At 36.9% G+C, this 24,749-nt stretch carries 13 protein-coding genes; 4 read left to right on the top strand and 9 right to left on the bottom strand.

Annotated features, from left to right (window positions below; genetic code table 11):
- Positions 1 to 603: 603 nt before the first annotated feature.
- The 3 genes from ahcY to tsaE are packed head-to-tail and all read left to right on the top strand — an operon-like array spanning position 604 to position 5,023.
- Positions 604 to 2,001: an adenosylhomocysteinase gene (gene ahcY, locus ACFIK6_RS00650; RefSeq protein WP_375641309.1), complete on the top strand. Its 1,398-nt coding sequence runs from the start codon at positions 604 to 606 to the stop codon at positions 1,999 to 2,001.
- 34 nt (positions 2,002 to 2,035) lie between these two features.
- Entirely contained in the window at positions 2,036 to 4,501 is a 2,466-nt protein-coding gene (locus ACFIK6_RS00645; protein ID WP_375641308.1) for a PAS-domain containing protein, read from the top strand.
- A gap of 51 nt (positions 4,502 to 4,552) precedes the next feature.
- Complete coding sequence (tsaE, locus tag ACFIK6_RS00640) at positions 4,553 to 5,023, top strand: tRNA (adenosine(37)-N6)-threonylcarbamoyltransferase complex ATPase subunit type 1 TsaE (RefSeq protein WP_375641307.1); 471 nt, start codon at positions 4,553 to 4,555, stop codon at positions 5,021 to 5,023.
- Positions 5,024 to 5,804: 781 nt separating this feature from the next.
- Here tsaE and trxA read toward each other — a convergent pair.
- The 6 genes from trxA to ACFIK6_RS00610 all read right to left on the bottom strand — a co-directional run bounded on the left by trxA (position 5,805) and on the right by ACFIK6_RS00610 (position 18,706).
- Entirely contained in the window at positions 5,805 to 6,128 is a 324-nt protein-coding gene (gene trxA, locus ACFIK6_RS00635) for a thioredoxin (RefSeq protein ID WP_012754458.1), read from the bottom strand.
- Positions 6,129 to 6,302: 174 nt separating this feature from the next.
- Complete coding sequence (addA, locus tag ACFIK6_RS00630; protein ID WP_375677270.1) at positions 6,303 to 9,779, bottom strand: double-strand break repair helicase AddA; 3,477 nt, start codon at positions 9,777 to 9,779, stop codon at positions 6,303 to 6,305.
- A gap of 2 nt (positions 9,780 to 9,781) precedes the next feature.
- Positions 9,782 to 12,901: a double-strand break repair protein AddB gene (gene addB / locus ACFIK6_RS00625; protein ID WP_375641305.1), complete on the bottom strand. Its 3,120-nt coding sequence runs from the start codon at positions 12,899 to 12,901 to the stop codon at positions 9,782 to 9,784.
- A 959-nt stretch (positions 12,902 to 13,860) separates the two neighbouring features.
- Positions 13,861 to 15,435, bottom strand: a complete 1,575-nt coding sequence (locus ACFIK6_RS00620) for a peptide chain release factor 3 (RefSeq protein WP_375677269.1) — start codon at positions 15,433 to 15,435, stop codon at positions 13,861 to 13,863.
- Positions 15,435 to 17,096 carry a lysine--tRNA ligase gene (locus ACFIK6_RS00615; RefSeq protein WP_375641302.1) on the bottom strand — a complete coding sequence of 554 codons (1,662 nt, stop codon included), beginning with the start codon at positions 17,094 to 17,096 and terminating at the stop codon, positions 15,435 to 15,437. Before ACFIK6_RS00615 ends, ACFIK6_RS00620 begins: the two co-directional genes overlap by 1 nt.
- Positions 17,097 to 17,470: 374 nt before the next feature.
- Complete coding sequence (locus ACFIK6_RS00610; protein WP_375641301.1) at positions 17,471 to 18,706, bottom strand: argininosuccinate synthase; 1,236 nt, start codon at positions 18,704 to 18,706, stop codon at positions 17,471 to 17,473.
- Positions 18,707 to 18,876: 170 nt separating this feature from the next.
- Between ACFIK6_RS00610 and ACFIK6_RS00605 the strand changes: the two genes are divergently transcribed.
- Entirely contained in the window at positions 18,877 to 19,518 is a 642-nt protein-coding gene (locus tag ACFIK6_RS00605) for a LysE family translocator (protein ID WP_375641300.1), read from the top strand.
- Positions 19,519 to 20,297: 779 nt separating this feature from the next.
- Here ACFIK6_RS00605 and rlmN read toward each other — a convergent pair.
- From rlmN to ptsN, 3 genes are all read right to left on the bottom strand, one after another.
- Positions 20,298 to 21,524, bottom strand: coding sequence for a 23S rRNA (adenine(2503)-C(2))-methyltransferase RlmN (rlmN, locus tag ACFIK6_RS00600; RefSeq protein WP_375641298.1), 1,227 nt, complete (start codon positions 21,522 to 21,524; stop codon positions 20,298 to 20,300).
- A gap of 42 nt (positions 21,525 to 21,566) precedes the next feature.
- Positions 21,567 to 22,070 carry an invasion associated locus B family protein gene (locus ACFIK6_RS00595; protein WP_375641297.1) on the bottom strand — a complete coding sequence of 168 codons (504 nt, stop codon included), beginning with the start codon at positions 22,068 to 22,070 and terminating at the stop codon, positions 21,567 to 21,569.
- A gap of 1,833 nt (positions 22,071 to 23,903) precedes the next feature.
- Positions 23,904 to 24,368: a PTS IIA-like nitrogen regulatory protein PtsN gene (gene ptsN / locus ACFIK6_RS00590; protein ID WP_273722380.1), complete on the bottom strand. Its 465-nt coding sequence runs from the start codon at positions 24,366 to 24,368 to the stop codon at positions 23,904 to 23,906.
- Positions 24,369 to 24,749: the final 381 nt, after the last annotated feature.

The following is a 24,749-nucleotide window of genomic DNA, read 5'->3' as shown; positions in this document are numbered from 1 at the left end:
TCAGAGTCACAAAAAATTTTTAATCGTATGTCTATAATATTTTGATAAAAATCGCTGAAAACAGGAGAAAAGCACTTCTTATAAACTGTTTTTATCCAAGAGCAGATGCAACATTGGAATCCTAAAAAACCGATTCTGAATTGCCTATTCATAAACATGATAGCCTATGGCTTTGCATTATATTATTTTGCTAAAAAGCTTAGTCATGAGATTAAAGTAAGGTAATACTTCCCTTTTCAACAACTGCATAAGCGAGTAGAATACGAGCATATTACTTTCGATATTATCCCATTTAAAAAATCGATATAAAAACTGTGAAGCAATGCACCATTTTTATTATTTAAAAGGTATTCCCTTGGAGATTTTTAAAAGCTTTAAAATTACGTGAAAAGGATAGAGTTTTGTTTATATAATAAGACTTATCATGAAGATCTTTTATTCTGTCAGTAACATCATTACTCAGATCTATAAATGTATATTTGTTGCACAAATTTATGGAGATTTTAAAAGCGCCTTTTCACATAAAGAAGTCCTCTTCTTGTCTTGCATTTTTTTTTAATTTCTCCTACCGTCTTGGAAAAACTTATTTTAAAGGAATGAAGAATGGCAGCTCAAGATTTTGTTGTCAAAGATATTGCACTTGCCGCTTATGGTCGTAAAGAACTTGATATTGCTGAAACTGAAATGCCTGGTTTGATGGCTTGTCGCAAGGAGTTTTCCTCTAATCAACCTTTGCGTGGAGCGCGTATTTCTGGCTCATTGCACATGACAATTCAAACAGCTGTTTTAATTGAAACATTAAAAGCAATTGGCGCCGATATACGGTGGAGCTCTAGCAATATTTTTTCTACGCAAGACCATGCAGCAGCAGCTATCGCCGCAACTGGTATTCCTGTATTCGCCGTTAAAGGTGAAACATTGGAAGAATATTGGACTTATATAGATGCAATTTTCCAATGGCCAGATGGTAATCCTTCTAATCTTATTTTAGATGATGGAGCTGACGCCACAAACTATATTTTAATGGGAAGTCGTGCAGAACAAAATAAAGATATCCTCTCGCATCCCAAAACAGAAGAAGAAGAAATTTTTTTCAAACAAATACAAAAGCGCCTAGATGCAACACCAGGATTTTTTACACGACAGCGTGCAGCAATAAAAGGTGTAAGCGAAGAAACCACAACAGGTGTAAATCGTCTTTATCAGTTACAAAAAGAAGGGCTTCTGCCTTTTCCTGCTATTAATGTCAATGATAGCGTCACTAAATCAAAGTTTGATAATAAATATGGATGTAAAGAATCATTAGTCGATGGTATTCGACGTGGAACAGACGTGATGATCGCTGGTAAAACTGCCATTGTCTGTGGTTATGGTGACGTAGGAAAAGGTTCAGCAGCATCTCTTTCTGGTGCTGGAGCTCGTGTTAAAGTAACAGAAATTGATCCTATTTGCGCTCTTCAAGCAGCTATGGATGGCTATGAAGTTGTTAATTTGGATGATGCTGCTTCCAGTGCTGATATTATCATCACGACAACAGGCAATAAAGATGTTGTTCGTTTAGACCATATGCGACAAGTAAAGGATATGTGTATTCTTGGAAATATTGGTCATTTTGATAACGAAATCCAAGTCGCAGCTCTTAGAAATTTGCCATGGACGAATATTAAACCACAAGTTGATATGATCACCTTTCCCGATGGAAAACGCATCATTTTGCTCTCTGAAGGGCGTTTGTTAAACCTCGGTAATGCGACTGGGCATCCCTCTTTTGTCATGTCAGCTTCATTTACTAATCAAGTTTTAGCGCAAATTGAACTTTTTACCCGTGCAGAACACTATACAAATGAAGTCACTGTTTTGCCTAAACATCTTGATGAAAAAGTTGCACGTCTACATCTTGATCGGTTAGGAATAAAATTAAGTGTTTTATCAGAAGAACAAGCCGCCTATATTGGAGTCACACCACAAGGACCTTATAAACCAAACCATTACCGTTACTAATACGTTTCCTTGGGTTAAAAAAGGGAAAGATGCCGTGCTCAGCTTTGGTGACTATAACCCCAAAGAAAAAGCTCAAAGAGTGATCCGAATCTATACGTATATATTTTGCCTTTTTTTCTTTTTTTCTCCAACACGCGCTGTTTCTCAGTCATTGGAAAGTTATTTACCATTTTCTTTCACTTTGCCCAATGGTCCATGGCTGCTTTTGGCACTGTGTGGAGGAATTTCTTGTGCTTCACTTCTCACGTGCATGGCTGTTATCATGCGTGCAAAAAAAACTGCACAGAAGCCTTTGAAGATACTTCAGGCAAATTTTTCTGAAAAAATTAAATATTATGAATGGCTTCTGGAAGAAACCGAGCAATTCCTTCTTATTTGGGAAAATCCAACAACCTTACCCCGTGTCGTTGGTGCTCTTTCTGCATTGCAAAAAATAGGAATCGATCAGAAAGATTTTCAGCGTTTTGAGCTCTGGATTGAAGAAAATTCTCTGCGAGAACTTGATTATGCATTGACTCAACTACGTTGTAAATGTCACCCTTTTGATCTTTCTATCACCACCACAAACAATGTGCTGCTACAAGTTACAGGAGTCATCGCAGGAACAGTCGCTATTGCTCGTTTTCAAGATGTCTCAAAACAACAGAGTGAAAATGCTCGTTTACAGAAAGATATCGCCCGCCTTCTTACTGAACTGAGAATGCAGCGTAATCTTCTTGATCTTATTCAAGAGCCCGTATGGATAAAAGATTGTGAAGGAAAAGTTTGTTTTATCAATCGCGCCTTTAGAGAAATGACAGACTTTCGTGAAGGCAGTGATGAAGTGGGGGATCTTTTCAATGAAAATACACAACGCAAAACAGATGAAACAGAAACAATTTTTCAAGAACATGTTCACACAGTTATTGACGGAGAACGACATCGTTTTCATCTCACACGCATTACAACAGACGAAGGTATGGCAGCTTTTGCGCGTGATGACAGCGCATATGAAAATCTTGCTCATGAATTAAGATATGTCCTTCAAAGCCATTGTGAAACACTTGACCAAATTTCAACAGCTGTAGCCATTTTTGATACAAACCAAAAATTAAAATTCTGTAATCATGCTTTTAAAATTTTATGGCCGTTGGAGACTTCCTTTTTAGAAAGTGAACCAAGCCATACATTATTTCTTGAACGTCTACGTGAAAAAGGGCTCATTGCTGAACACCCCGATTGGCGCGCATGGAAAGAAGAGCTTTTTAAAGCCTATCGACAAACAGAATCGAACCAACAAATTTGGAATCTTCCAGATGGGCGTACGGTGCGTGTTGTCTCTAACCCTCATCCACAAGGAGGTGTCACTTGGCTTTACGAAAACCTTACAGAAAAAATTGATCTTGAACGCCGTTATAATACACTTATTAAAATACAAGGTGAAACACTTGATAAACTTTCCGAAGGCGTGGTTGTTTTTGGTACTGATGGACGCCTTCGTTTATCGAATCCTGCCCTGTCGAAATTGTGGTCGCTTCCTTATAATTTACTGGTAGAAGGAACCCATATTACACAGTTACAAAGCCATTGTTCAGCCTTAACCTTAGGACAAGAATGGGATCAATTTACCAAATTCATTACCGGTTTTGCTGAAAAACGTGAAACATATTCAGATCGTATAGAGCTTAAAAATGATATGATTATTGACTATACTCTGGTCCCTCTTCCCGATGGACAAACGATGCTTACTTTTGTAAATGTTACGGATACTGTCCATGTTGCCCGTGCTCTTCAAGAAAGAAATGAAGCATTAGAAAGTGCTGATCGTTTGCGTAATGAATTTGTCCAACATGTTTCTTATGAGTTGCGTACACCTCTCACCAATATTATCGGATTTTCGGATATTTTACGTGATCAAATTTTTGGCTCTATCAATCAACGTCAACAAGAATATCTTGGGCACATTCATTCAGAATCAGGAACTCTTTTAAATATTGTTAACGATATTCTTGATCTTGCTACCCTTGATGCAGGCATTATGGAGTTGGACATAAAATCGGTTAACATTGCCGATGCTATGATACAAGCAGTAGCACGTGTAGAAGATCGCCTTAATGGACGCCATATTACGCTTTTACAACAAATTTCTCCTTCCTTAAATTCTATTTCTGCTGATGAAAAACGCTTACATCAAATTTTTGTGAATGTACTGAGTAATGCTATTAATTTTGCAACGGAGGCAAGCACTATTGAATTTTGCGTCGATGAACAAGATGATAACATTGTCTTTAGCGTTCACAATGAAGGCTCTGACATTCCAGAAGATGTCCTTGATCGTATTTTTAAACGTTTTTCTTCTCATTCACACCATGGTGGGCGCGCAGGAGCGGGTCTTGGACTTTCCCTTGTGAAAAGTTTCGTTGAACTACACGGTGGACATGTTGAAATTCTTACCGGTTCTGGAAAAGGAACAACAGTTAAATGTTTTTTCCCACTTTCCAAAGGAGATAAGATTTTTTAATTTTGACCTTTATGATAACAAAAATTTTTCATCCATTTCATGGAACTTTTAATGAATTTTAGTTTTTTTCTTGAAAATGAAGAGGCAACAAAGCTTTTTGCACAAAATTTAGCTCTTTCTTTAAAGCCAGGAGATCTTGTAACGCTGCAAGGAGATCTTGGAACTGGAAAGTCAACCATTGCACGTACAATCATCCAAACGCTTGCGAACGATAACACTATGGATGTTCCAAGCCCTACTTTTACTCTTGTGCAAAGCTATCAACTTCCACAGTTTGAAATTATTCATGCTGATCTTTATCGCCTTTCTATGGCAGAAGAAATTGATGAATTAGGACTTCATGAAGCGCGTGAGAAAAATATTTTACTTGTTGAATGGCCAGAAAGAAGTACAGCTCTTTTAGAGCTCGCCACTTTTGCACTTACCTTACACTATAAAGAACATGGGCGTCATGTAACACTCAGATCAGCACAACATTCCGTTGAACGTTTGCAACAATCTTTTGCAATTCGCACATTTTAAAAAACATCGATATGAGCATCGACATCATCATTCTTTAATTGATAATACCTCAGTACGTACCTATGAAATTTGAGATGATGAATAACACAAAGAAGTCCATCATAGAGGTATAAACCATGAAGATGAGACGAACTACTGGCTCTTTTATATAACAATGACATAAATTGCAAAGGACAGCCGTTAATTTATAGGAATTTATCAATTTATTTTAGAGAATGTTTTTTGCCTTTCACATTTTTGCTAAAGGCTTCGAAAAAAGTCTTTTGATTCTAGAGAATAGTGTAAAGGAATTTTAAATTGAAGTGGTAACCCTTAGAAGAGCATTATATAACCTGTAGTGAATTGTTTGCTTCTTTCTGCTTAAAAATTGTAAACTTCAGAAAGGTAATTTGCAAAGTTCTTGCTTAAAATCTCCTTTTATAATTGCTAAGGACTCCAAACAAAAATCTCCTTATTGCTAGCTTGATACTGCCTTTTTATGTGTTGAAAGCACTATCTATCTCAACAATCTTATCCAAGAAGAAAATATCGTTATGAAATTATCATTCACCTAACATTTTTGACGCGCATATAAGGAAGGAATTGCCTATATTCTTCATACAGAGCAATTTTTTTATAAAAAATGGGCAATTGAATCATGCATAAAAGTACGAATTCTTAAATTTATCTAACATTTTTATTTTATTGTCTTTTCATTACAATATATTGCAAAAAAAGAATGTTTTAAAAAAGTCTAAAGGAGAGACAAAACTTCTCTCCTTTAGAGTGATTATATGTGGAATTAACTAAGCCCATCTTTTATCCATTCAGAAAGACGTCCTTTAGAGGTAGCGCCAACCATATTCGATGAAATATTTCCATTTTTAAACATTAATAATGTAGGGATAGAACGCACTCCGTATTGGGTAGCCAGTTCCGGATTTTCATCAATATTTACCTTAGCAATTTTAACTTGATTTTGCATTTCCATTGAAATTTCATCCAAAATTGGAGCAATCATTTTGCAAGGGCCACACCATTCTGCCCAAAAATCAACCACAACTGGGGTGGAAGAGGTTAGAACTTCACTTTCGAAATTGTCCTTATCAACTTTTATACACGTCATTGATTTATCCTTTATATTCACTTTTATAGATTGGTATGATAACAATTCATATCAAGTTATTGCAAAGATAAATTATTAAAGAACTTTTTTACACCAGAGATTGTGCATTGTGTTTGTTTGGACGATTTTATGAAAGTAAAAAAGTGTAAGGATGCTTTGAAGAAAAGGAGTAACTTATAAGGCAACTTCACCAAGAAATGCCTCGAGTTTTTCTGGAGGAAGTTTAAAAATTTTGGCTTCTTTACTGTAGATAAGCAGAGCTTGGATATCTTTATCGGGATGAATAGCTTGCAACAATTTTCGGTAAAGAGCCATTTGCAACCAGTGATGGGAAGCAATAGCGGCTTCATTTTCTGGCGGGGTTCCTGTTTTAAAATCGGCAAAGATAATGCTATTTTGCGTGATGTAGAGACGGTCAATTTGACCCGAAATTGCGTGTTCTTTTCCACGAATTTTCACAATACCCATTAAAGAGACCTCAGCACGTGAATGCTCAGAGAAAAGGGGCTTTAGGTAAACATGATCTAATATTTTCCAAACATGGCGAAGAGCATCTTCTCTTTGGCTCTCATGCCAATGAGAGGCTTTGATATTGAGATAGTTGCGAGCATAATCTTGACGTTTTTGTAAGGGGTAATCGGGTAAATATTGTAACAATCGGTGAATGAGATTACCATATTCAATGGAAAAAGCTCTGTTGGTATTTGTTTCCCCTAAAACAGGGGAAGAGGTAAACTGTTTTGGACTTGAGGGTAGCTCTGTATCAGCTTCAATGGAAAGGCTCGCGACTGAGGGTTTTAACGGTTTTGGTAGCACTGGTTCTTCTGGTACTTTATGGGAGAAAAAAGCAGGCAAAGGTGGTAATGTTTCGCATTCAGCGCGGGGAGCTTCTTGATTTATAGAAGCAGAAGAAGGAGGTGTGATGCAAAAACGCCAAGCTGTAATATCTTCCGCAGAATCTTTGATAACAAGAGCATGCGGTTCGAGGGCTTTTTTTACCAGTTGTAACCATGTATGAGATTGCGTTTTCTGGCCTTTATATCCACAAATAAACAAACGATCTTCAGCGCGTGTCATTCCTACATAAAGAAGGCGCCTATATTCTTCTTCTGCACGCTCTTTTAAATGTGAAATTGCTTGTTTAGAGAGTTTTGTATCAAACTTTTCATTGGGGCGCCAAATAAAGGCTTGTTTTCCGTTCCATTGTGCATTGTTTAAAGGAACTTTAAGCAAGTGAGGCGCATGCTGAGGATGCCAAATCGCACTACCAGGATCAACTAAAAACACAATAGCAGCCTCTAGTCCTTTTGCAGCATGAACAGTCATGATGCGAATTTCTTCATTATTTTGTTCAAATTCACGTTTAATTTCTGGTTCGCTTGCACTTAATGTTTCTAAAAAAGCTTGTAATCCTGGTAATCCTGTTTTTTGAATAGTGAGCGTATAATCCATAAAAGCATCGAGCACATCATTTGCTTCAGATCCTAAACGAGACAGAATTTTTTGTCTTCCCTTATCATTATTCAAAATATGGCTATAAAACTCGAAAACCGGTATTTTATCCACTAAAGCGCGATAATGGTTTAGCTTTTCAAAAGCATCTTTAAAAGATGCCTGCGATGATGCGTGCGTACATAAGCTTTGCCAAAGAGAGCCGGTGCGGTGTGCGGCAAGCTGATAGAGTTCCTCTTCACTAAGAGCAAAAAGGGGGCTTTTAAAAACACAAGCAAGAGAAAGATCATCTTGTGGCTGCAAAACAAAACGTGCAAGCGCCATTAAATCACGGATACTAATATGTTTGGTAAGCTGTAAACGATCAGCCCCTGCTACGGGAATATTGCGATGTTTAAAAGCACGGGAAAGAGCTGAGACAAATTGATCACGTTTACGAACCAAGATCATAATATCACTTGCCCGTATTAAGCGTCCTTTTGCTGGAAGCATTTCACCTTTTTGTAACCAGTTGGCAATAGTTTCAGCAATTTTTTCTGCTAAACGAACTTCTGGGGTATCTAAATGATCAACGCTTAAATGCCAATCATGAGGAAATTCACTCGTCTCTCTAGAAATTGCATCCCATATAACAACTTCACCGGGGCTATGAACACGGATAGCTTCATGCACCGTTTTTGTATTTTCTGCCGAAAGTCCTTTATAGTTTTCTGGTGTTTCAAAAACAATATCAACGCTTTTAAGAACATCCGCTGTAGAGCGAAAAGAGTAATGCAGTTGTATTTTTTCAAATTGTTGATTTGTTTGCTGCACTTTTTTTTGAATGATTCGTCCATTTTCAGCAAAATTTTCTGGAGCTGCTCCTTGAAAAGAATAAATAGATTGCTTTTCATCTCCAACAGCAAAAAGAGTCCGTATATTTGTTCGTTGGCTATAACCTGAGAAAAACTCTTGTGCCAACAGTTGAATAATTTGCCATTGCTCAGGATTAGTATCTTGTGCTTCATCAAGTAGAATGTGATCAAGCCCACGATCAAGTTTATAATGCACCCATTGGCCTGCACCTTTACGCTGTAACAAATGAAGTGTACGCTCAATAAGATCGTCAAAGTCTAAGAAGCCATTGGCCTTTTTTAGATTCGTATAGATTTTGAGATAAACAGCACATAACTGAAAAGCAGCCATATTGAGAGTAGCAACTTTTGCGCATTGATATTTCTCTAAAAGAATAGAAAGCTTGTTTTGTTTATCTTCAAGCATTTGTTGAATAAAAGGCCAAATTTCATCTGATTTTTTACGAGATAAATGTGAAAAATTACGCGGCTCACCTTTTGTTGTAAAATAAATATCAGAAATAATATTGAGAATATTTGTCTCATCATGCACCTTTTCTAATTGGGAAAGTTTTTCCACCATATCCTTGCAGCTTTGATTGCCATTGGTTTCACAATGCTTAAGAGCATAAAGAGGAAGGCGCGCTGTCTGTTTAATTTGTTCCAATAGACATTGGTTTGTTTCATCAGGCGCTAAGTTAAAAAGTGCACGCAATTTTTCTTCTCCATTTTCAGATAGAAGAGAAGATAAAAAGTCAGAGAGTTTATGTTGCTTTTCCATTGCTTCATGGAGCAATTGGTTAAAAGTATGTTCGCTAATAACTGTAAATAACTGTTGCAAAGCAGGCTGTACATCACGACGGGATAAAAGTTGGCGACGGGATTCTTGTTGTAATTTTTTTCGACTAATATCATCTGGAAGTTCAAAATGCCCTGCAATATTGGCTTCTAACATAAATTGATGCAAGAGAGATTCACAAAAAGCATGAATCGTTTGGATTTTTAAGCCACCAGGCGTTTCGAGAGCACGCGCGAAGAGTTGTCGTGCATAAGTTAGTTTTTGCGCATTAACAGTTTTTTTTTCAAACCGTGTTAAGGTTTCTTGCAGCTGTGCATCATCGAGTTCATTCCAACTGGAAAGCGTGCGAAAAATTCGTGATTGCATAACAGCAGCAGCAGCTCTGGTATAAGTAAGGCATAAAATACGTGCCGGAGGCGTACCGTTTAATAGCAAACGGATAACACGTTCACTTAAAACGTGAGTTTTTCCAGATCCAGCATTTGCAGAAACCCACACGTTTTTTTGGGGATGTGTTGCCGTTGCTTGTGCATCAAGAGCGGCTTCAGGAATAGAAAAAAACGTCATGATTACTCTTCTTTATGAAAACCACTTGACCATTCCCACAACCGAGCCAAATGGTCGTAGTCACCTTCATATCGTTTTGACATAGGAACAGCATGTGAGAGATAGCCTTGTTGTGGATTTTGATAATAAGTTATGAGTGCGATAAGATTTTCCCATGCATTTTCACCAAGATTAACAGCACTTAGGTGAGTTTTGCCGTCTTTTTTCTTTAAAAGAATTGATTGGGATTTAATTTCACCTTTTTTGTTAAGAGGAATGTAAAATAAATTTGAGGGAGTAAAATCTTGAAAATCTGGGAATCCCCCTTGCATGAGTAAAGCTGTTTCTAAAGCCAATTGCGGAAATAATAATTCACGAACTTGTTTTGACGAAGGAGGGGTTCCGGTTTTAAAATCTAGAATTTCAACCGTTTTATCTGGCAAAACATCAAGACGATCAGCACGTCCTGAAAGGGTTACCCCTGTTGTTCCTATAGGGATTTTTTGTGATACCACTTCCGAATATCGCTCTCGCAGTCCTAAACTTTGTTCCCATTGAATAAGGCGCGGAGCAAGATTTTCAAAACTATTCCACCAAATTACTTCAATATCGGGTGGAAAATTGAATTTATCAAACTCTTTGCGTCCAATAGCAAGCAGTACATTGAGTGCATTTGCAGCATTTGGATTTTTTATTTGTGTACAAAAAGCCGCAAGAATAGCATGATAAAGTGTTCCACGTTCTGAAGCGCTAGGATCATGAATAAGTTCTTTAAGTGGTTTGAGCCGTAAGATTTTTTTAGCATAAATAGCATAAGGATCATACCGCAATGTTTCTATTTCAGTGACCGAAAAATGACGCGGACGTATATCAAGAGGTGGAGCAGGACAAGGACGTTCCACCTCAGAAGTTATGCTTGTATGATCAAGCATCTTTGCCCAATGGCGTAGTATTTCACCTCGTTCACGGATTTGTTCCCAAACCTGTTTTCCTACAACTGTTTCCATGCGTTGTAGCCAACGTGAAGGAATGGAAGGCGTATGATTAACGCGCAGTGCGCGACTCATCACTACTTTATCCATTCCCATCGCCCATTGAAAATCATGCGCGGAAAGGCCAATACGCTGCTCTGGTGGTTCCAGAGTTAACATCATTTTCATCGGTCGCGATAAAAAAGCATCATTTCGGGTTGATATCGGCCATGACCCTTCATTAAGACCGCCGATGACCACTGTATCAACCGTTTGCAAACGTGATTCCAAAGTACCCCAGATGAATAAACGTGGATGTCCTCCAGGCGAAGGTGTAACGGAACGGGTTGCTATTATGGCAGAAAACATAGCGGGCCATTCGCAAAGATGAAATGTTAATCCGGATTGATCACTGACCAATTCACGTAAAAATTTTGATAGGGCTTGTCCTGCTTCATGTTGATAAAGATGTGCAAGAGAATTATCCTCATTGCGACCAAAATTTTCAAAAACCTCAACAGTTGCTATCGCAGCTTCGGTGATGGTGCATTCTTTCTCTTGTTTCATAAGAGATGTTAAAGGTTCAACAGCTTTCCTCAAAAGATGACAAAGGAAACGTGCTTCTTCACATTTCTGCTGATCAAGAGCGTTTATTTCAGAACTATTATGCAAGTGCGTTTCAATCCATTTTTCAAGAAATTGATCACACTCGCAAAGATTGATGCGCCCTGTATTCCCTCGAAGAACAAAAAGTTCAAAATTTTCTGCCATTTCGCGTAAACGATGACGGTTTTGTTGAAGTGTTATCAGTGGATGCTTAAGAAGAGAAAGAAAAGCAATGGGATCATCGGGTTGCAACACATTTTCTAAGATAAGTCGTAAGAGAGTTACAGGCAATGTTTGTGCAAGTGGTATTCCGCCTGAATCATTTGCTTCAATTCCAAATCGCTGTAATTCCACAGCAACACGGCGTGCTAAATTACGGTCATTTGTAATAAGGGCTGCAGTTTTTTGGGGTTCTTCAATAGCTTTGCGTAAAGTAACAGCTATAGCGAGAGCTTCTTCACGTTCATTTATAGCTTCAATAAATGACCAATCTGCACAAAGATTTTCATAATCATCACGGACAATTTGTATCCATTTATCTGTTGTAGAAGCTGGTCGGAGCGCTTCTGATAAAAGAGCCATTCGTCTTTTCTTTGTTATACTTTGTTGGCCAATTTCGCAAACATGATGACGTTGACACTCCATGAGAGTTAGAAGTTTTTTTAAATGATATTGAGGATGGCTAAAAACATTTTCTGCAAGATCAAAAAAATCACAAGCTGTTTTTTCTTCATTGCTTGTGCTTAGTGCATTCCATTGATCTTCATCCATATGAAAATCAAGACCAGGAAGAACAACAGCCCCCTTTGGCAGAGAAGCTATAACCTTTAAAAGATGAGAAACTGCAGGCATAGAACCTGACACACCAGCTGCAATGATCGGTTTATCAGGCGGCATACGTCGTAAAGTCTCTGCATGCATTGTGAGTGCTTGATTACGCCATTCCGCGGGATTACTACGTTGTCTTTCTGTCAAGATTTTTGGCCAATTTTGCGTAACAATAGTCAAGAAATCGAGCGTTATTTGCCACCATTCAGCGACCATATCAGGTGCAATATTTTTAAGTTTTGACCAATCTGCTCCTTCTGTTTCAATTTCGTCCATCAAGTGTGCTAAATCTTGCGCAAGCCAAATCGCATCAGCACTATGAGCCGGAATAAGCACATCTTCTGTGCCAAACATGGCACGCAGATGCGCAGGTAAATTTTCACGCCATGGACGGATAAGGCGCGCTAAAAGTAAAAGACGTTCGCTTTCTCCAATAGGCGGATCGAGAGCGCTGGTATGATTTTCAACAAAAAGGAAACTGTCTTCATCTACATCTCCTAGAGCACGAATGGTTGGCAAAAATGTTGATTGTGTATCACTTCTTTCAACAAAGGCTAAACGCAAAGCGCGAGCAGCACGACGTGTTGGAACATAAATAAGGCTATCGGCAAGGGCAGTTTGAATATCTCCACTGGAAGCGAAATTATCAATAAGGCTACCAGAGAGTAGTGCATCAACAAAGTGAGGCAAAAAAGCAGTTCCCGGAGAAATAGAAAAGACACGCGGTTTATAGGTCATATGATCTCATATTTGGGATAACAAATTTCAGCTTATTGATTATTTGTATAATCTTGACTGTATACAATATTTATACAATGAAAAACTGAAAAGCTATATTTATACAGCAGATTTTTTAGCTTAAGTTTAAAAAAATATTGAAGTAAATTATATGTCTTAAGTCATCGCGAAAAAATATGTAAAATTTTTTTGATATTTTTCAACGTAGAATTGGCTACAGTTTATTCTCTAACTCAAATAGGTAATATAAAAATAAATATTCAAGTTTTAAAAGGTGCTAGGGGCACCAATGCATTATAACTATTTGGATATAATGAATTTACCGTATTCTTTATACAGTGCAATCTGAAAATATCCTTTACATACTCAACTATTTTCAGAGAAAAATAGATATCATGATATTGCAAAATTTAAAAAATCAGTTTCATAAATAATATTTTCGAAGCTCATAGCTCATAAAAAGCTTGGAAAAAAATAATATGTCCACCTTTAACAGCGAAAATAGATTACTTTTATGGAGAGAATTTTGCAAAAGTTTATTGTGCAAGCCTCTATCTTGCTAGGATCACATCCCTGATGAAAAATAGAATGCCCAAAAATATCATTATGTTGCAATTTTATATATTTGTTTTTAAAGAGACATCTTTCATTGTACTTGAGCCTACCTCGTAATGTCGTCCCGTAAATAATATAAATGAATAGTATAATGTAACTTCCGTGAATGGGATAAGATACGTCACACACTACCATCATCACTTTTTTACCCTCATCCAATATTTTGAAAGCTCTTGGCTATAGAGAAGGTTTATAAGAGGCTTTGTATTTCTTGCTTCAAGTGTTTTTACGCACACACCAATCCTACTTATGACGTGAAAACAAATGATGTTGATTGTTTCAATATGAAAAACGATAAATTATCATTATAAATCAAATTATTGTAGAAAATATTTTTCTTTATTTTAAGAGCGTACTTGATAATCTTTAAAAGCAGAAAATTTTATTTTAGGAGCTCTTTCTGCCTCATAATTCAATGAAAAATGGTTCTCCGCTAAAAAAACTGGATCACCTTCTAAATCATACGCAATAGCAGAACGGTGATTGCTGAGAAACTTTTGCAACTCATCTTTGCTCTGTGCTGAAATCCAACGGCATAAATTAAAGCGCGCTGATTCAAAACTTACCGGCAGAGAATATTCCACCTTAAGTCGTTCCGTTAAAACGTCAATTTGCAAGGCACCAATAACACCAATGAGAGAAGGCGACCCATCATCAGGAATAAACAATTGTACAACCCCTTCTTCAGCCATTTGTTGCAAAGCTTCTTTGAGCTTTTTTGCTTTCATTGGATCGCCCAAACAAACACGACGCAAAATCTCTGGTGCAAAATTTGGTACTCCCTTAAAGAGGATATCTTCTCCTTCAGTCAAAGTATCGCCAATACGCAATGTTCCATGATTAGGAATCCCTACGATATCACCGGCATAGGCTTGATCAGCAATTTGGCGTGAACGAGCAAAGAAAAATTGTGGAGCCGAAAGTGTCATTGGTTTTCCTGTTCGAACTAACTTTGTTTTCATACCACGTTCAAGTGTTCCCGAACATACCCGAAAAAATGCAATACGATCACGATGATTAGGATCCATATTCGCTTGAATTTTAAAAACAAATCCCGTCATTTTAGGTTCCATGGCTATGACATTGCGCTGATCTGCACTTTGATCACGAGGACTTTGACCAAAATCAATAAGCGCATTGATCAAATCCCGGACACCAAAATTTCGCAAAGCTGAACCAAAATAAACCGGAGTCATATGACCTTCACGGAAAGCTTGAAGATCAAAATTCTTGCAAACACTTTGAGCGAGTTCTACCCCTTCAATAAAAGTTGAATGTTGATATTCAGGGAGTAAATGGACAACCTCTCTGGGATTTGAAACTATCTGCTGTGTTATCTCATCATCTTTTTGACGAAAACGATTATGATGAAGGTCATAGGTACCAACAAAATCTTTACCCGTACCAATTGGCCATGTTATAGGCGCAGTATCAAGAGCAAGCTTTTCTTCAATTTCATCTAAAAGCTCTAAAGGATCACGTGCCTCACGATCCATTTTATTGATAAACGTAACAATAGGAATATCCCGCATCCGACATACTTCAAACAATTTTAATGTTCTTGGCTCAATCCCGCGTGCCCCATCCAATACCATGATAGCACTATCAACAGCTGTGAGAGTGCGATACGTATCATCCGCAAAGTCCTCATGTCCTGGAGTATCTAGGAGATTAAAAATATGATTTTCATATTCAAACGTCATCACCGAAGTCACAACGGAAATACCACGATCACGCTCAATATTCATCCAATCAGAACGGGTTTGAATACGATCTTTTTTAGCTTTTACTTCTCCTGCAAGTTGAATAGCACCACCAAACAATAAAAGCTTTTCTGTTAATGTTGTTTTTCCCGCATCTGGGTGAGCAATAATTGCAAATGTACGGCGTCGCTTTACTTCTTGCACTCTCTTTTCCATTATTCCTCCGTCGGACGTGCAAGCGCTTCAGCAATTAGTGCACGCATTTCATCAATCCCATAAAGCGCTATAAATGATCCCCATCGTGGACCTCGCTCTTGTCCCAGAAGGACTTCATACAGCATTTGAAAAAAAACATTGGAAACACCAGGTCCACCTTCAGGGCTTTTTTTGCTATGATCTTGATAGCGTTCCGTTAACCGTGCAACATCAAGAAGCATATTTTGTAATATGTTACCATCAACGGTTTCAGGTAAATTAGCTAGTTTTTCATCAATTTGTGCTAATGTTGCTCGTTCGCTATCATCAGGGAGCCGGAATTTTTTGTTTGGTTTAACAAAAACATCAAAATATTTAATGGCAAACTTCACCAATTGATCAAGTTCTGGATAAGTTTGTGCATTTGCTCCTTTAGCGTAACGAGAAATAAAACCCCAAAGAACTTCTGCATTCTCTGCATTTGAAGCACTTACCAAATTTAGGAGCATTGCAAAGGATACAGGCAAATCAACCTGCGGCGGACAACCACTATGAATATGCCATACAGGGTTATTCAAACGCTCTTTCCATTCTTGACGACCATAGGCTGAAAGATGCGCATAGTATTCATCCACCGCTTTGGGAATCACATCAAAATAAAGCCTTTTTGCTGTTTTAGGCTTTGAAAACATATAAAGCCCTAAACTCTCTGTTGGGGCATAAGTAAGCCATTCATCAATGGTTAAGCCATTTCCCTTGGATTTGGAAATTTTCTGCCCTTTCTCATCTAAAAAGAGCTCATAGTTGAATCCTTCTGGGGGCTTTCCACCTAATACTTTACAAATTTTAGAAGAAAGATTTGTGGAATCGATAAGGTCTTTTCCTGCCATTTCATAATCAATGCCAAGCGCTGTCCAACGCATTGCCCAATCTACCTTCCACTGACACTTAACTTTGCCCCCTGTAACCTCTGTTTCTATGGTTTCTCCTGTTTCTGGCTCAATATAAGTGACTGTACCTTTTTCAACATTACGCGCAATCATCGGCACCTGTAATACTTTTCCAGAAAAGGGAGAAATCGGTAGAAAGAGTGAATAGGTCGCTTGCCGTTCTTCACCTAATGTTGGTAAAATAATTGCCATAACCTTGTCATAACAGGCAAGAATTTTCAAAAGCGTTTCATCAAAACGACCGGAACTATAATAATCCGTAGCACTTGCAAATTCATAATCAAAACCAAAACGATCAAGGAAAGCCCGTAACCGCGCATTATTCGCTGCCCCAAAAGAAGGATAATCATCTCCAAAAGGGTCTGGTACACGGCTCAACGGTTGACCAAGATAATGTTCCATCCTTTCGCGATCAGGCACATTCTCAGGAACCTTGCGCAAACCATCCATATCATCAGAAAAACAAAGCAATTTTGTTTTTACTTTATTCTCCGTAAGAATATGAAATGCATGGCGCACCATAGTTGTACGTGCAACTTCCCCAAAAGTTCCAATATGCGGTAAACCAGAAGGTCCATAACCTGTTTCAAATATCACACTGTCTGGATAACCCGTCTTTTCATACCGTTTGATAATCTTACGTGCTTCTTCAAATGGCCAAGTTCTCGATTGAGAAGCTGCATCTTTTAATTCAGGCGTAAGGCTGAGGGTATCACACTGATCACGCATCATTATTTATCCTAAAAATTACACTCTTTAAAAATAGGGTGTATGGTTCTTGAATTTATTCGTCAATAATAGCAAGCAAAAAGATGAAAATTTCTTTATACTCTTAAGTCACAATACAAAAACTGCCTTCGCTATAAACATATTTTATTCTGATAAAATCAAAAACATTCAATATTATAAAGCAAAATTGACTTGTTTTTGATTATTGAAGCCTTCATTGCTATTATCATCATGGGTTTTGCTTATTATATTTATTAGCACAAAAGATAAGCTTCCAATATTGAATGAAAGAATGGTAAAAACCAACAGATAAAATGCTTAAGTTAGGCATTTCACACAAAAGCATTAATCCACACTACACTTGTCACCGTAATTTTCTATTTCTTTTCTTTATCACTTTGATGACGCATTGCTAATGTACGCAAACGTAGAGCATTTAATTTAATAAAACCAGTTGCATCTCTTTGATCATAAGTACCTTGATCATCCTCGAAAGTTACCAACTCATTCGAATAAAGTGATTTTTTACTTTGGCGTCCTTCAACAATCACGTTTCCTTTATAGAGTTTTAACGTGACTTCACCTTCAACATGTTCTTGAGATAAATCAATGGCTGCCTGCAACATCTTACGTTCCGGCGAAAACCAAAATCCATAATAAATGAGTTCTGCATAACGTGGCATCAATTCATCTTTTAAATGAGCTGCACCACGATCTAGCGTTAAAGATTCTATAGCTCTGTGAGCCGTTAAAAGAATGGTCCCCCCTGGGGTTTCATAAATACCCCGCGACTTCATACCCACAAAGCGATTTTCCACCAAATCTAACCGACCAATGCCATTATCGCGCCCATAATGATTTAATTCTGCAAGTAAAGTTGCAGGAGATAAATTTTTTCCATTGATTGAAACAGCATCACCTTTTTTAAAGCCAAGAGTGATTCTGGTTGCTTGATCTGGAGCATCTTCCACCGAAAGAGTACGCATATGGACATATTCAGGAGCAGGAAGTGCTGGATCTTCTAAAATCTTTCCTTCTGATGAAGAATGCAATAAATTTGCATCCACTGAAAAAGGCGCTTCGCCTTGCTTATCCTTTTCTACAGGAATTTGATGTGTACGAGCAAATTCAAACAGATCTGTCCGACTCTTAAAATCCCAATCACGCCATGGAGCAATAATCTTTATATCAGGATTAAGAGCATAAGCGGAAAGTTCAAAGCGTACCTGATCATTGCCTTTGCCCGTTGCCCCATGAGCAATTGCATCTGCTCCTGTTTCCTTAGCAATTTCAATAAGCCGTTTTGAAATAAGTGGGCGTGCAATTGATGTTCCTAAAAGATAAGTCCCCTCATAAACGGTATTGGCTCGAAACATCGGAAACACAAAATCACGCACAAATTCTTCGCGCAAATCCTCAATGTAGATTTCTTTAACACCTAGCATTTCAGCTTTACGACGAGCAAATTCTAGCTCTTCCCCCTGCCCCAAATCTGCTGTAAAAGTTACAACTTCAACGCTTAGCGTACTTTGCAACCATTTGAGAATAATTGACGTATCCAATCCCCCTGAATAAGCCAAAACAACTTTTCTAATATTTTGCCACTTCTTCATTTCAAAGTTCTATATGAGCTGCTCATTTATTTCTACCCAGAAATCAAAACGATGCAAGAAGTATAAAAATAAATTCTTTTTAAGCAACATTAAAAAGACGCAAAAAGCGTAAATAAAGGCGTCTAAAAGTATAAATAGTGAACACTGGTTAAAAATAAAAGGAGATTTACGTGTCATTTCTACCGGAGTGGTCTATTGTTGTACAATTTGCTTTAGCATCGTTGATTTTAGCACTTATTCCAGGACCAGATATGATGCTTTCTGTAGGACGAACCATTACACAAAGCAAAAAAGCTGGAATTATGTGCGCCTTGGGAAGTGCAACAGGGTTTGCCATTCAGGTTACCGCTGTAGCACTTGGCTTATCAGCACTTATTTTTGCCGCACCACACACTTTTATTCTTCTAAAAATTGCCGGCGCATTTTATCTTTTATGGTTTTCCTTTCAAGCATTACGGAGAAATCCGACATTTTCCTTTGAACAGACATCTTCTAAATCTCAAAGCGTTAAACGTAACTATCTTGCTGGTATTGGAATCAATCTTCTAAATCCTAAAGTTATACTCTTTAACGCGACATTCTTACCACAATTTATCAACGCGGATGATCCTATGGCAACACAAAAGTTACTCTTTTTAGGACTCTCTTATATTCCTATTTCTTTTCCCATTACAATTTCTATCGTTTTTACAGCACATAAACTTACCAAAGTTCTCAAGAAAAATCCTCTTTATATTCGTTTTCTCGACTGGCTTATTGCTGGTACTTTTACCAGCTTTGCCCTTCATCTCCTTATCGTTACAAAACATTGATTTATAAGTGTAATGTATCGATTTTAATTTAAATAAAAAAACAAATATTATAAGATTTTTTCATTTCAAACCTGTTTATGTTGAATAAAACAATACCTTTCCTTTATACATCACAAGCGAAGCTGAAGTTTTCGTATGGATAAAAACTATCTAAGAAAAAAATAAAAATACCTCTTATGAACTATCTCAAGTGCCAAAAGCGTTACAATATTTAGAGTTAAAAAATTAAATGGTGGTACCAATTGACACCTTTATTAAATGTAAGAGTGAGGTAATATCGTAATTCCATAGATTCCTTTGTTTTATACTCTTCATAAGCCCTATCATGAAATGGAGAGTACATTAGAGAATACTTTTTTAAAAACATGTCAATAGACAACACAATGGTATTTATATTTTAGAAACTCCGTTTTGTGTGTGAGGCGTAATCTTGTTAAAGAACGTAACAAACAAAAAAGTGAGGCAAGGCACAATCTCCACTTTTTAAAGGATATTACCGTGAATGCTTTTAAAAGTCATAAAACCGAATTAAAGGGTATGATAATAAGGTGTAAATTAATTACAATCCTTACACTTCATATTCCCTCTAAATTAGGCTTCCTTCTTATTTCAGAGATTATGCAAACAAATTATAGGCAATATCTTACCCTATTTAGCTTATAAAAGCTGAAACTGTTCGTCTCGCACTTATCCATCTTAATCTCTGTCTCACACATGCTATTATATGCTGATTTACTGAAAAAAAGCATAGGCTTTAATGTCGCTGAAAGTTGGATTAACTAATGACCAATGGCATTTTCAAGTCGCAAACGTTCAGATTTCCGTAAACGCTCTGAAGCTGATTTAAGTTGTCCACATGCCGCTAAAATATCGCGTCCACGCGGTATCCGAATAGGAGAAGCATAGCCCGCTTGATTAACGACATCAGCAAAACGTTCGATTTGCTCCCAATCAGAACACTGATAATTACTCCCTGGCCACGGATTAAAAGGGATTAAATTGATCTTAGCAGGAATCCCTTTCAATAACTGAATCAATCGCTTAGCGTCATCTAAACTATCATTGATATCTTTAAGCATAACATATTCAAAAGTGATTCGTTTTGCATTGGAAAGACCAGGATAATTACGGCAAGCCTCCATGAGTAAAGCAAGCGGATATTTTTTATTAATAGGAACAAGCATATCCCTTAATGTATCGTGTACTGCGTGGAGTGAAATAGCTAACATAACACCAATTTCTTCTCCGGTTCGGATAATTCCAGGAACAACTCCACTGGTTGAAAGCGTAATCCGACGTTTTGATAAAGAAAGCCCATCACCATCAGAAGCAATCAATAAAGCTTTTTTAACAGCTTCAAAATTATAAAGAGGTTCTCCCATCCCCATCATAACAATATTGGTAATTTTGCGACCTTCAAGGGGAACTATTGCCCCATCAGGGGTATTTTTATCAGGAAAATCACCTAAACAATCACGTGCAACCAATAATTGTGCCAAAATTTCTTCCGCAGTCAGATTGCGAACAAGCATCTGCGTTCCCGTATGGCAAAAAGAGCAAGTTAACGTACACCCTACTTGCGATGAAAGACATAAAGTACCACGTCCTTCTTCAGGGATATAAACCGTTTCAATTTCAACAGGCTTTCCAGCTCCACGCGCAGGAAAACGTAAGAGCCATTTACGCGTACCATCTTTTGATATTTGTTCTCCAACAATTTCTGGGCGCGCAATGGAGAAATGACACTTAAGTGTCTCTTGCATTGCTTTGGAAATATTCAGCATCTCATCAAAATTTGAAACACCACGCACATAAAGCCAATGCCAAAGCTGACGCACACGCATACGCGTTTGATGCTCTGGTACACCAACTGTCTTTAAAGCTTGCACCATCTCATCTTGCGACAAACCAATTAAAGAGAGCTTAGAACTCTCCTTCACGACCACATTATCTGTTTCTCGCGCAAAACATGAACCAACTGGTCTAAGGTCATAGGAAATGGCCATTGCTTTCCAATTCACATCACTATTTTAGAAATTATCGAAACCTTAATGGCACTTTTGAGCTGCATTTAAAGCAGCAGTAACCCCTTTTAAGGAATAAGTATAGGTAGTATGCGTTCCTCGTTTTGATATCGCTTGCACTGTCATATTGTTTCCAGCACGTATAGCAGAAACAAGCTGCTTTTCTAGCTCTGATGATGCCAACCAAGCTGAGGAATCCTTCGTGAAAAAATCAAAGTCCTTATTTCCAATGGTCACTGTCACTCTCGACCCTTCTTGAAGCTTATAACCAGCCATAAACTGCGGTTCAAACGAAACAGGTGAATGAGAACGCTTGGTAATTAAGAAAAAGTTATCACCATGATTAACCGTTGTTGGAAGAGCCTTCAAAGGTACAGATAACACATAGCAAATCGTATTTTTGGGCGATTTATAAGAATAGGCCCCCCACGCTTCAAATTGATTTAAACGATTTGGCGTTTGTGCATATGTTGCCCCAGCTGTAACCAGAACCATTACAGATGCAGTAATAACAGTCTTTTCAAACATCTTTATTTAGCTCACTTCTTTAGTCTCTAACAAGATTCTCTTCATTGGAAAAATTCAAAAAACTTCTCTATACCCATGTATCACTGTCCTAATTCCTCCAATAAGCGAAATATTTTCACACCATCAGAATAGATTTCTATGTTTCATTGTGACCTTTTAGTTTTTACCAAAATATAAACTTCTTATTCAATAACCACATTAAAAAATAACATTTTCATTTTATGCTACTCATTTCGTTTTTGTGTAAAAAACGATTTCTTCAAGCAATAAAACTTCATAACAAGATGAAAATACACCACCACTCTATTAAGAAAAAAACTATACTCTTTATATCACAAAAAAACTTCACAGCTTTTCGAATATCACTTTTCGACTTCACACATTCAATACATTTATGTTCGTAAATACCTTACCTTTCACCCATTATAGTGCATTCACACTTCGTATTCAACATCATCCCCATACCGCCCTTTCATAATCTTCAAAATATCTTGAAAAAATAATAGAATATTATCAAGATATTAATAATAAAACATAAAGAATTTTGATTCTATCTCAATAATCACATACAACTTTGTTTCTTTTGATCTTATTTCCCTATATATTTCATCTCAAATTGTTAATTTCTAAACTGATTTCAGTAGCTTATAATATCTTAATCATATTATTTTAATGTATTAGACGATATTTTTCTTTCTGTTATAAAAAGCTTCTTAAAAATTCTTTTGGAAAGTTTCCTTCTCTTGTTTCTCAGTAATTTATAAACAAAAATATAAAACTTTTTTCTACAGCAATTCTAACTTTATCGTTTTTTAACAACATTTTAATCAATTAAAGTGGATCTGTATAAGTCTTCCCATGCACAAAGCTCTTTCACCCAATCTAAATATATAATTTTCATTCTTACTGTACAAAATTATTTTTTAGTATGAGCTCTATACAACAGCTGACATCTAAATCATACCTATTAAAATAATTGATATCTCCCATTTTGAAGAAGCAAACCGGCACCATCACACTATTTCCAGCTTCTAATATTGCTACAGCCCTTGGCTCTTGAGACGGTTCATAAGAGGCATTTTTACTCCTTGTCTTATACAGTTTTATCCACACGCTAATTCCGTTTATAACGTGCAAGAAAATGATTTTTATTGATTCAATATAAACAAATTTGGAATGAGAGAAGCTTACAATATTCAGATCTCTCATCCAACATGAAAAATAGTGATTTATATTTAAAATCAATCTACTAATACATACAGGATACAATATCCCTTATTGTCTACTTGAACCTTAATAATATTATCCCTAAATACCCAAATTTAAATTACAAAAAGATTCAATGCACAAATAAACTTTCCTATTGATTTCTTCTCCAGCCTCAAAGAACGAAGATTCTTAATCCAATCTTGACTGAAAAAGTTTGTATTCTTGTCGAGCGGTCTCCTCTTGCCTTCCCACTCATGTGATTCACTTAACTAAAGGATCTATAGACAAGTCCTACTCAAGAATATTTACTACGCACTCTAAAAGCACTTAATATATTAAGAAGACTTACAGGATTTATCTCACCACACCTCAAACGATAGTGTTTTTACAGTATAACAGGATATAAAGAATCCACGAACATAATAATTAGATGCTTTAATATACGAGAACAAGAAAGGACAAGTCCTTCGTTTTTGTTGCTTATTCTTTAACAAGAAGGTTCACTTAGAAATTATTTTTTAAATCTCATGACATAATCTTTTGTTATTAGTCTTAAGATGCAAATTATATTATTTCCCACGCTCTGTGATGCATACCTCGCAATTTATACACCCATAATACCTTTTAAGCTGCATTTGATTCTGAAGTTTGAATCAATAAAGCATAAAGCGCATTGGCATTATGCGTATTGCGCAACTTTTGCACAACATCAGCATGACGCAAAACACGTGCAATCTGTGATAAAGCTTTTAAGTGATCTGCACCAGCATTTTCAGGTGCCAAAAGGAGAAAAACAAGATCTATAGGTTCGTCATCGAGAGCTTCAAAATCAACAGGACTTTCAAGACGTGCAAATATACCAATAATCCGATTAATATTAGGTAATTTCCCATGAGGAATCGCAATACCACCACCCAAACCCGTTGAACCAAGCTTCTCGCGTTGCAAAACAACATCAAAAATTACATGCTCACTAAGACCTGTCAGCTTAGAAGCCTTTTCTGCTAAAATTTGTAGAACTTGTTTTTTCGAATTAGCCTTAAGAGCCGGAATGATCGCTTCCGGTGCTATTAACTCACTCAAATTCATACTTTAATTTTCCTCTTACACGCTCAAATGCTCATAAATAAACCTATAAACGGTATAGACATTTAATGTTTTTCACTTTTCGCAACATCGCATGTGTTTTATTTTTCAATTTATAGCAGGTGATAACTCAATACATGTCATATCACTTTTAACAGAACAATAAATAGTATTTAGCTCCTCATTAACGGCATGAGAAAACGAAGAAATGAAGTTGTTCATAAAGTTAATTTCCTTACGACTCTAGAAAAGGTCATTATTCATAAATTTATTAAACTTGTCATAAGGGTTGATGTATAATTCGCCATCAGAGTTTTTCTTTCTTTAAAAATGATCCCTTAAATTAAGATGAAAAGCGTACTGCGCAAAATGGACCTTTACTTT

This window comes from Bartonella sp. AS69XJJH (assembly GCF_042195585.1).
In the GTDB taxonomy this organism is placed as follows: domain Bacteria; phylum Pseudomonadota; class Alphaproteobacteria; order Rhizobiales; family Rhizobiaceae; genus Bartonella.
The sequence above is the reverse complement of the archived record's forward strand: the minus strand, read 5'-3'. Positions and strand labels throughout refer to the sequence as shown.